At 63.7% G+C, this 9330-nt stretch carries 7 protein-coding genes; 1 reads left to right on the top strand and 6 read right to left on the bottom strand.

Annotation, left to right across the window (positions count from 1 at the left end; translation table 11 throughout):
- Positions 1-78: 78 nt before the first annotated feature.
- Positions 79-3192 (top strand): efflux RND transporter permease subunit, encoded by a 3114-nt coding sequence (locus tag VGE27_RS02080; RefSeq protein WP_414653531.1) that lies wholly within the window; start codon positions 79-81, stop codon positions 3190-3192.
- A gap of 336 nt (positions 3193-3528) precedes the next feature.
- On the opposite strand, the gene VGE27_RS02075 is transcribed toward VGE27_RS02080, so the two are convergent.
- The 6 genes from VGE27_RS02075 to VGE27_RS02050 form a co-directional block, all read right to left on the bottom strand.
- Positions 3529-5457, bottom strand: coding sequence for a potassium transporter Kup (locus VGE27_RS02075; protein ID WP_331047970.1), 1929 nt, complete (start codon positions 5455-5457; stop codon positions 3529-3531).
- A 346-nt stretch (positions 5458-5803) separates the two neighbouring features.
- Positions 5804-7150, bottom strand: coding sequence for a TolC family protein (locus VGE27_RS02070; RefSeq protein WP_331047969.1), 1347 nt, complete (start codon positions 7148-7150; stop codon positions 5804-5806).
- Positions 7147-7542 (bottom strand): hypothetical protein, encoded by a 396-nt coding sequence (locus VGE27_RS02065; RefSeq protein WP_331047968.1) that lies wholly within the window; start codon positions 7540-7542, stop codon positions 7147-7149. The genes VGE27_RS02070 and VGE27_RS02065 overlap by 4 nt, the downstream gene beginning before the upstream one ends.
- 15 nt (positions 7543-7557) lie before the next feature.
- Positions 7558-7989 (bottom strand): hypothetical protein, encoded by a 432-nt coding sequence (locus tag VGE27_RS02060; RefSeq protein ID WP_331047967.1) that lies wholly within the window; start codon positions 7987-7989, stop codon positions 7558-7560.
- Entirely contained in the window at positions 7986-8549 is a 564-nt protein-coding gene (locus tag VGE27_RS02055; protein ID WP_331047966.1) for an RNA polymerase sigma factor, read from the bottom strand. The genes VGE27_RS02060 and VGE27_RS02055 overlap by 4 nt, the downstream gene beginning before the upstream one ends.
- Before the next feature lie 116 nt (positions 8550-8665).
- Complete coding sequence (locus tag VGE27_RS02050) at positions 8666-9280, bottom strand: HDIG domain-containing metalloprotein (protein ID WP_345787966.1); 615 nt, start codon at positions 9278-9280, stop codon at positions 8666-8668.
- Positions 9281-9330: the final 50 nt, after the last annotated feature.

Here is a 9330-nt window from a genome sequence, read left to right as displayed (position 1 = left end):
GTCCGGAGGCCAGGGAGGCCAGGCGCGATGAGCGACGAACGGCAGCAGCAGAAAGAGACCGGTGAGCCGGTCGAAGGCATGAACATCAGCGAGATCTGGATCAAGCGACCCGTCATGACGACGCTCGTCATGTCCGCCATCCTGATCTTCGGTGTGCTCGCGTATCAGAGGCTGCCGGTCAGCGATCTTCCGACGATCGACTATCCCACGATCACCGTCTCCGCCAACCTGCCAGGCGCGAGCCCGGAAGTCATGGCGACGTCGGTGGCAACGCCGCTCGAGCAGCAGTTTGCCACGATCTCCGGCATCGACAACATCACGTCGTCGAGCTCGCAGGGCAGCACCAACGTCACGATCCAGTTCAACCTCGATCGCGATATCGACAAGGCGGCGGCCGACATCCAGTCGGGCATTTCCAAGTCGCTGCGCCAGTTGCCGCAGGGTATCAACCCGCCCTCGTACAACAAGGCGAATGCGGCCGACGCGCCGATCATGATGTACTCGCTCAACTCCGACGTGCTTTCGCGCACGGAGTTGAATGAGTACGCCGAGACCTTCATCGCCCAGCGCCTGAGCACGATCACCGGCGTGGCGCAGGTGCAGGTGTTCGGTTCGGCCAAGTACGCGGTGCGTGTGCAGCTCGACCCGAGCGCGCTGGCGCAGCGCGGCATCGGCATCGATGAAGTGCAGTCGGCCATCAACTCCGGCAACTCGAATTCACCGGCCGGCGTGCTGATGGGTCCGAACCAGTCGTTCACGCTGCAGGCCACCGGCCAGCTCAAGAACGCCTCCGAGTTCCGCGCGCTGGTGGTGGCCTACCGCAACGGTACACCCGTACGACTTGGCGACCTTGGGAACGTGTTCGACGGCCTGCAGAACATGCGTGGCATGAGCGAGCTCAATGGTCGCTCGAACATTTCGCTCGCCATCATCCGTCAGCCTGGCGCCAACACGGTGGGTACGGCGAAGGGCGTGGATGCGGCCATGCAGGAACTGCTGCCGCAACTGCCGCCCAGCGTGCAGGTGGAAACGATCTTCAACCGCGCCGAGAGCATCGAGCATTCGGTGTGGGACGTGCAGTTCACGCTGCTGTTGACGGTGGCGCTCGTCGTGATGGTGATCTTCCTGTTCCTGCGCAACATGCGGGCGACGATCATCCCGTCACTGGCGCTGCCATTCTCGATCATCGGCACGTGCATCGTGATGTATGCGTTGGGGTACAGCCTCAACAACCTGACTTTGATGGCCCTCACTCTCGCCGTCGGCTTCGTGGTCGACGACGCCATCGTGATGCTCGAGAACATCGTGCGTCACATGGAAATGGGGAAAGGCCCTGTCCAGGCGGCGCTCGATGGCTCGCGGGAAATCAGCTTCACGATTCTCTCGATGACGCTGTCGCTGGTGGCGGTGTTCATTCCGCTGCTGTTCATGCCCGGACTGGTTGGTCGCCTGTTCCGCGAGTTTGCTGTCACCATCGGCGTGGCCATCCTCGTATCCGGTTTCGTGTCGCTGACGCTGACGCCGATGCTGGCCGCCAAGTTCCTCAAGGGCGGTGAAGGGCACGCGGACACGCAGGGCAAGTGGCGCTCGGTGGAGCGGCTCTATCAGGGCACCGAAAACCTGTACGTCCGGTCGTTGAACTGGGTGATGCAGCATCGTCCGCTCACCATGGTGTTCAGCGCCCTGACACTGGCCGCGACCGTTGGATTGTTCATCATCATCCCGAAGGGCTTCCTGCCGTCGGAAGACACCGGTCGTTTGCAGGGTTCGGTGGAAGGTCCGGAAGGCATCGGATATGACGCGCTGGCGCTCAAGGTGCGTGAAGTTGGTGCGATTCTCACCAACAACCCGAACGTGAAGTTCGCGCTGATGTCGATCGGTGGTGGCGGTGGTGGTGGCAGCAACAGCGGCCGCATCCAGCTCACCCTGGTCGATCGCGAACAGCGCAAGCATGTCGACGAAGTGATGCGCGAACTCACGCGCGCCACCTCCGGCGTGCCGGGCGTGCAGGTGTTCTTCCGCAATCCGCCGCCGATCAACATCGGTGGTCGCCGCGGCAACAGCGCCTACTCCGTCTCGCTGCAGGGCGCCGACATCGCCGAGTTGTATACAGCGGCTCGCGCACTCGACGTGCGCATGCGTGAACTGCCCGGCCTCGAGAATGTTTCCAGCGACTTGCAGGTCGGCAATCCGCAGGTATCCGTCACGATCGATCGTGAACGCGCCTCGGCACTGGGTGTGACGGCGAGCCAGATCGAAAACGCCATGTACAACGCCTACGGCCAGCGGCAGGTGTCGACGATCTACACGCAGGTCAATCAGTATCAGGTCATTCTCGAGCTGCTGCCGGAGTTCCAGCGTGATCCGGCGTCGCTGAGCCAGCTGTTCATCCGCTCGAACACGGGCAACCAGGTGCCGCTCGGTGCGGTGGCCACGTTCACCAAGGGTGTTGGACCGCAGTCGGTACAGCACAACGGCCAGCAGCCGGCCGTGTCGATCTCGTTCAACACGCGCCCGAACGTCGCGCTTGGTGATGCCGTCGCCGCAGTGCAGCAGGAAGCGGCCGCCGTGCTGCCGACTGGTGTGACGGCGGTGCTGTCGGGTGACACGCAGGCCTTTGCACAGGCGCAGAGCGGCCTGCTCGCACTGCTCGTGGTCGCGATCTTCGTGATCTACGTCGTGCTCGGCATCCTGTACGAGAGCTTCATCCACCCGTTGACGATTCTCTCCGGCCTGCCGTTCGCGGCCGTCGGTGCACTCGCCACGCTGATGATCTTCGGCAAGGACCTGAGCGTCTACGCGTATGTCGGCGTGATCATGCTCATCGGTCTCGTGAAGAAGAATGCGATCATGATGATCGACTTCGCGATCGAGGCCGAACGTAAGGAAGGGATGAATCCCACGGATGCCATTCTTGAAGCGGCCCGTGTGCGTTTCCGTCCGATCACGATGACGACGATGGCAGCTCTCATGGGTACGCTGCCGATCGCCATCGGATATGGCGCCGGCGCCGAATCGCGTCAGCCGCTGGGTCTGGCGGTGGTTGGCGGTCTCGCGTTCTCGCAGCTCATCACGCTGTACGTGACGCCGGTGGTGTATACCTATCTCGACGCGATGGTGAAGCGCCGCGAAGCGCGCCGCAAGCGCGCGACTTCCGGCTCGCTCGAGCCGGCAACGGTGACTGGCGATTGAGTTTGAGCGATGGGCTGTCGTGAGCTGCTTTGTCTTGGAGCTCACAGCCCATCGCCCATAGCTCACGGCTGCAGTTTTTCGCGATAGCTGGAGATCTCAGCTCCAACCTACCACTTGCAGCCTACAGCTTAGTACCCGCTGCCCTAAAACCGAAAACGCCCGCGCTTCTCGTCGATTGAGAAGCGCGGGCGTTTGGGTTTCAGGTCCTGGGGGAGCGGGTCCTAAGCTGTAAGTCGTAGGTGATAGGACTCGGCATGATCGCCAGCTATTGGAGAGAACCGCGGCTATGGGTTGTGTGCTATGGGCGCGGTGGTTTCACTGCCCATTGCGCACAGGTCAGAACTCGATCTGAGTACCCAGCTCCACCACACGATTGGGCGGGATATTGAAGAAATCCGTCGCCGATCTCGCGTTGCGTGCCATGATCGAGAACACGATCTTGCGCCACTTCGACAGCGTAATACGATCTCCTGGCCTGCCTGGCACGGGAATCAGACGCTCGCGGCCAAGGAAGTAACTCGTTTCCATCGGCTTGCAGCGAATGCCCATCTGATCCACCACTTCGAGGATCTGCGGCACATTGGGCGTCTGCATGAAGCCGTACGAAGCAATCACGCGCCAGAAACCGTGACCCAGCGGCAGTACACGCACCCGCTCTGAGGCGCTGGTCTCGGGGATATCGGCTGTTTTCACCGACACCAGCAATACCCGCTCGTGCAGCACCTTGTTGTGCTTGAGATGATGCAACAGCACGGGGGGTACGCCGTCATCATTGCCGGTCATGAACACCGCCGTGCCAGGCACACGATGCACCTTGGACTGCGCGACGCCATCGAGGAAGAGGGCGATGGGCATGGTGCCTTCCGCCAGACGCTGCATGAGCAGGGCTCGGCCGCGCTTCCAGGTGAGCATCAGGATGAACAGCAACACACCCAGCACCATCGGGACCCAGCCGCCATGGGCCAGCTTCACCACATTGGCGCTGAAGAACAGCAAGTCGACCGACAGGAACACCAATGTGAGCAGGATGGCCTGCCAGGGTTCCCAGCGGAAACGGATGCGGGCGACGAGATAGAACAGCACGCTGGTGATGAGCATGGTGCCGGTCACGGCGATGCCGTAGGCCGCACCCAGCGCCGACGTGTTCTTGAAGGCCACGACGATGAGCAGACAGCCGACGGCGATGAACCAGTTCACCTCGGGGATGTAGATCTGCCCTTCTTCCTTCTGCGACGTGTGCTTGATCTCGAGACGCGGGATGAAGCCCAGCGCGATGCCCTGTCGCGTGACCGAGAACGCGCCGGAGATCATCGCCTGGGACGCTACAATGGCCGCCAGCGTGGCCAGCACGAGCAATGGGATGAGCATCGCGCGTGGCGCGAGCAAGAAGAACGGGTTCTCGGCGGCTTCCGGCATGCGAACGAGCAGCGCGCCCTGGCCGAAGTAGTTGAGCAGCAGCGCCGGGAATACCATGACCAGCCACGCGATGCTGATCGGACGGCGACCGAAGTGACCCATGTCGGCGTACAGCGCTTCGCCGCCCGTGATGACCAGCACCACCGAACCCAGCACGAAGAACGCGAGCTTGCCGTGCGCCTGTACGAAGTGCACGGCGTACATCGGATTCACGGCGGCGAGGATCCACGGCGAATGGAGGATCTCCATCAGACCGAGCACGGAGATCACACCAAACCACAGGACCATGATCGGAGCGAACGCTTTGCCGATCAGGTCTGTGCCGTGTCGTTGCACGAGGAACAGCGCGGTGAGGATGACCAGCGAGAAGGGCACGATGTAGTGTGCCAGTTGCGGGAAGGCGACTTCGAGGCCTTCCATGGCGCCCAGTACGGTCATGGCGGGCGTGATGATGCCGTCGCCGTAGAGCAGGGCCGTACCGAAGAGCGCCAGTGCGACGAAGATGCCGCCTTTGGCAAAGCTCTGTGGCGTGCCGCGCGGGAAAATCAGCGCGAGCAGGGCAAAGGTGCCGCCTTCACCGCGGTTGTCGGCTCTCAGCACGTAGCCTACGTACTTCACCGTGACCACGAGCGTGAGCGCCCAGACGATGAGCGAGAGAATACCGAAGACATTCTCGCGTGTGGGCTGGAGCCCATAGAGCGGGCTGAAACACTCCTTGATGGAGTAGAGGGGACTGGTGCCGATATCCCCGTAGACCACACCAAGCGCCGTCAGCGTGAGGACGGCCAGCCGCTTGCCGGTGGGGTGTTCATCGCGCTGGTGCGTGGTGACGGAGGCGGCGGGAAACATCCCGGTGCTTGCGCGGAACTCCGAGCCCGGCGCGGCCTCCAGCGCATTGACCGGACCTGGGTCAGGCGCGGGTCCGCTGGGGTGGCGAAGCGACCCGGAGGAGCGTGTACTGGGCTCGTCCGCGGGCTTCGCGTCGGTGCTGCTTTCTGTATCTCCGGCTTCTGACGGCGAAGACGGAGGCTGTTGGTCGTCGGTCATTTGGAGTGATAGGACCCGACTAATGTAATCGCGGCGTTCCTTGCCAAACACTGGACAAAGCGGCTCATGGCCTCGAAAAACAAAACCCACAGCCACCGAAGGCGGCTGTGGGCTTCTACAGGTGTGGTACCTGTCGGCGTGGGGCGGACTACAGCTCGCGACCCACCAGGACTGACAGCTGCGCGCGTGCGATACGGCTGTCCAGGCGGGCCTGGATCAGTGCCTGACGCGCCTGGTTCAGCGTGGTCTGCGAGGTGAGCAGATCGAGCAGCGTGGAGGCACCCAGTTCGTAGCGCTGCTGCTGCACACGAAGGTCTTCTTCCGCCGCCGCGATGGCCGCCATCTGCACCTGCACACGGGCCATCGCGTTCTGCAGCGAGCGCAGGAAGTTTGTGAGGTTCTGCTTGGCGGCGAGCTGTGCGTCGCGCAGCTGTGCCTCGGCATTCGTGAGCGTCACATCGGCCTGTACCGTCTGTGATTCACGCTGCAGCCCGTTGAACAGCGGATAGCTGATATTGAAGTTCATCGTCTGACGCGTGGCATGCTCACTGCCCACCAGCAGCAGGTTGCGGCCCACAAAGCCCGCCGCGTTCTGATTGAAGGCGTAATTGAACTGCATTCCCAGCGTTGGCAGGTAGGTAGTACGCTGGGTCTGCTTCGCCGCGCGGGCCACCGCCACGTTCGACTGGGCCAAACGGATGGCCGGGCCGTCGCTGGCCAGCATCGTCAGCTCGGCCTCCGACGGCAAATCCACGGGAGAGTCGAGCGTGTCCGTCACGGACGCCGTGATCGTCGCGGTCGATCCCGCCACGCGCGTCAACGAGGCGTTTGCCACTCGCAGGTCGTTTTCGGCCGTGAGTACGGCCAGCTGCGCGTTACCCACCAAAATGGCAGACCGGAGGGAGTCCGATTTGGTCGCCACACCGGCGGCAACGCGTGCTGTGGACGCCTTGAGCTGCTGGTCGGCCTGCTCGAGCTGCGCTTTGGCCGCTGCGGCAGACTCACGCGCGGCCAGTGCCGCGTAGTACTGCTGCTTGACCTGCAGGGTCGCATCAAAACGCGCCGTGGTTGCCGCTACTTCGGCAACGTCGGCCGTGGCCCGGATCCGTCGGGCCTCAGAGAAGCGACGACCACCATCGAACAGCTCCAGATCCATACGGAGCGTGTTGCCGTAACTCCACGGGTTGCCCGACAGAGCCGTCAGCTGACCGTTGAAGCTGTTGATCGTGGTGCCCTGCGTATGACCACTCGTCGCGTTCAGATTGACGGTGGGAAAGTAGGACGCCACCGCCTGCCGCCGTGCGGCCGCGGCGTTGCGGTTCAACCCCCGCGCCTGGACGGCCGCTGGCGCATTGCGGGCGGCCATGTCGATCGCCTCGCGCAGCGAGACCGGGCGGGCGCCGTCTTCGGGGACGGCAGGGGGTTGAGCGCCAAGCGGGGCGGCCACCAGGACCGCCCCGACCAAAGCCAGACCAACGGACTGACCAAGCTTCACCGGACTTCACCTCGTGCACGCGCCGTGCTGTCCGCGACGCGTTGGTTGCGCTCGAGCAGTCGGCGGAATCCCGCCACCTGGGTACTGTCGAACGTGTTCATCATGAGCACCCGCGCACTGTCCCGCAAAGAATCCAGGGACGGGCGGACGATGCGCATGATTTCGCGGGACCGGTCCTTCCGCCACTCCCACACCGAATCGACGACTCGGCGCTGGTCGGCGTTAAGGGAAAGTTCTCGGTCGAGCTCGTCGAGCATGGCTCGCTCATCAGTCACGCGCGGCGCGCTGGGTGGCGTGACCACCCGCTCTGCGGCGAACCCCACGGCGCCTCCCATCAGGAAGGCACCGAGCAGGAACATGATGGCGAGCGACTTTGGGCGGGGGGAGGACACGGTACTGCCGACGGACTAGTAGTCGAGCGGATGCAGATACCGTTCCGGCGCGTCGGCCGGCAGGTGCGGGCGCACCCGCGTCAGCGTCACATCATCCAGCGGCTGCGTGGACTCGACCACCTCACGGGCGGCCAGCTCACGTGCCTTGGCGTTGGCGGCCTGATCGCGCACGAACGTCGCACCAGCCGCCAGCAGCGCCAGTGTGGCCGCAATCAATCCTGCCGTCCGCAATTCCGCCGTGCGCAGCTCCGCGAAGCCACTCCACCACGACGGGCGGAGTTCCTGCACCACCTTGCCCAGTCGCAGCGGCAGGGACTGCATGATGCGCTGTTCCTGTTTCGCCCAGAGGGCGTTGTCCTGTGGCGCCGCGTAGTGCGCCCGCAACATCGCGGTCACCTGGGGATCCGCGCCCGGGCTCCGCCCGTCGTCGTTCCGTGTGCCGTTCATTTTTCACTCCGAAGGTTGCTCAACTGGCGCCTGAGGTGCGCCCGAGCGTGATGCAGGTCCGATCGGGCAGTCCCCTCGGGGATACCGAGCAGGGCGCCGATCTCTGCGTGTTTATATCCCTCGACGTCATGCAGCACGATCACTGCGCGCTGCCGTTCGCCGAGGGTGTCCAGCGCACGCGTCAACCGCGCGCGCAGTTCGTCGGATTCTGCGGGGTCTCGATGTGGAGACGAGAGCGTCTCCGGCAATTCATCGGCATCACGCACCTTCCGGCGGCGCGCGATGTCGAGGGCCGCATTGGCGACAATGCGGTGCAGCCACGCCCCAAAAGCCTGCTCGGGACGAAACCGCTCCAACGCTCGGAACGCATGCAGAAATCCTTCCTGCACCGCATCCTCGGCGTCGTCATGCGAAAGGACGATTGCCCGGGCCACGGCGTAAGCCCGGCGCTGATGGCGCCGGACCAGGCCTGCAAAGGCGGCATTGTCCCCAGCCTGTGCGGCCAGGACCAGTTCCCGCTCCTCGAGCGCTTCGGGGGAAATCGGGCGCTCAGATGCCACGGACGGCCCCATTACCCGAATATCGGACACAGCCCGTTCGGGCCGCCCTTTGCTGGGCGACGCATTCGGGATCGGGAGGGAGAGGGCAGTCACAGGATCGGGTAGGGTCACCCGACTTACGCATCGCCGGAAAACGTCGTTGAGGATGAGGGGGCAATTCCGGCCAAACCCAGCGGCTCGGCGTGTGCCTGCATAGCCGTCAGCACCCGCTGGATGTGTTCATCCAGCGGCACGCCAAGGGCGTCGGCACCCTGCACGATGTCATCGCGGTTCACGCCGCGCGCGAAGGCCTTGTCTTTCATCTTCTTGCGAACTCCGGCCACATCCACGTCGGCCACCGCCTTGGAGGGCTTCACCAGGGCGCAGGCCGTGATCAATCCGGTCAACTCGTCCACCGCGAACAGCGCCTTGGCCATGGGGGTCACCCGCGGTACCCCGCAGTAGTGCGCATGGCCCAGCACCGCCTCACAGACACTCTCCGGCCACTCCAGCGTGCGCAGGTAGCGCACCCCTTCCGCCGGATGTTCGACATCCGCGGCCTGGGAATCGTTGGGATAGCGTTCGTAATCAAAATCGTGGATGAGCCCGGTCACTCCCCACAGCTCTTCGTCTTCGCCCAGATGACGGGCGTACGCGCGCATGGCGCATTCGACGGCCAGCATGTGCTTACGGAGGGACTCGGAGGCGGTCCATTCATGGACCAGGCGCTCGGCCTCAAGACGGGTAGGAATCACAATAGACAGAATGGCGCTTGGGAGAGAGCGAGACAACTGCTGGGGAC

Origin of the sequence: Gemmatimonas sp. (genome assembly GCF_036405635.1) — a bacterium.
Classification (GTDB): Bacteria; Gemmatimonadota; Gemmatimonadetes; order Gemmatimonadales; family Gemmatimonadaceae; genus Gemmatimonas.
Note: the sequence above shows the minus strand (reverse complement) of the source record. Positions and strands in the feature narration are given on the sequence as shown.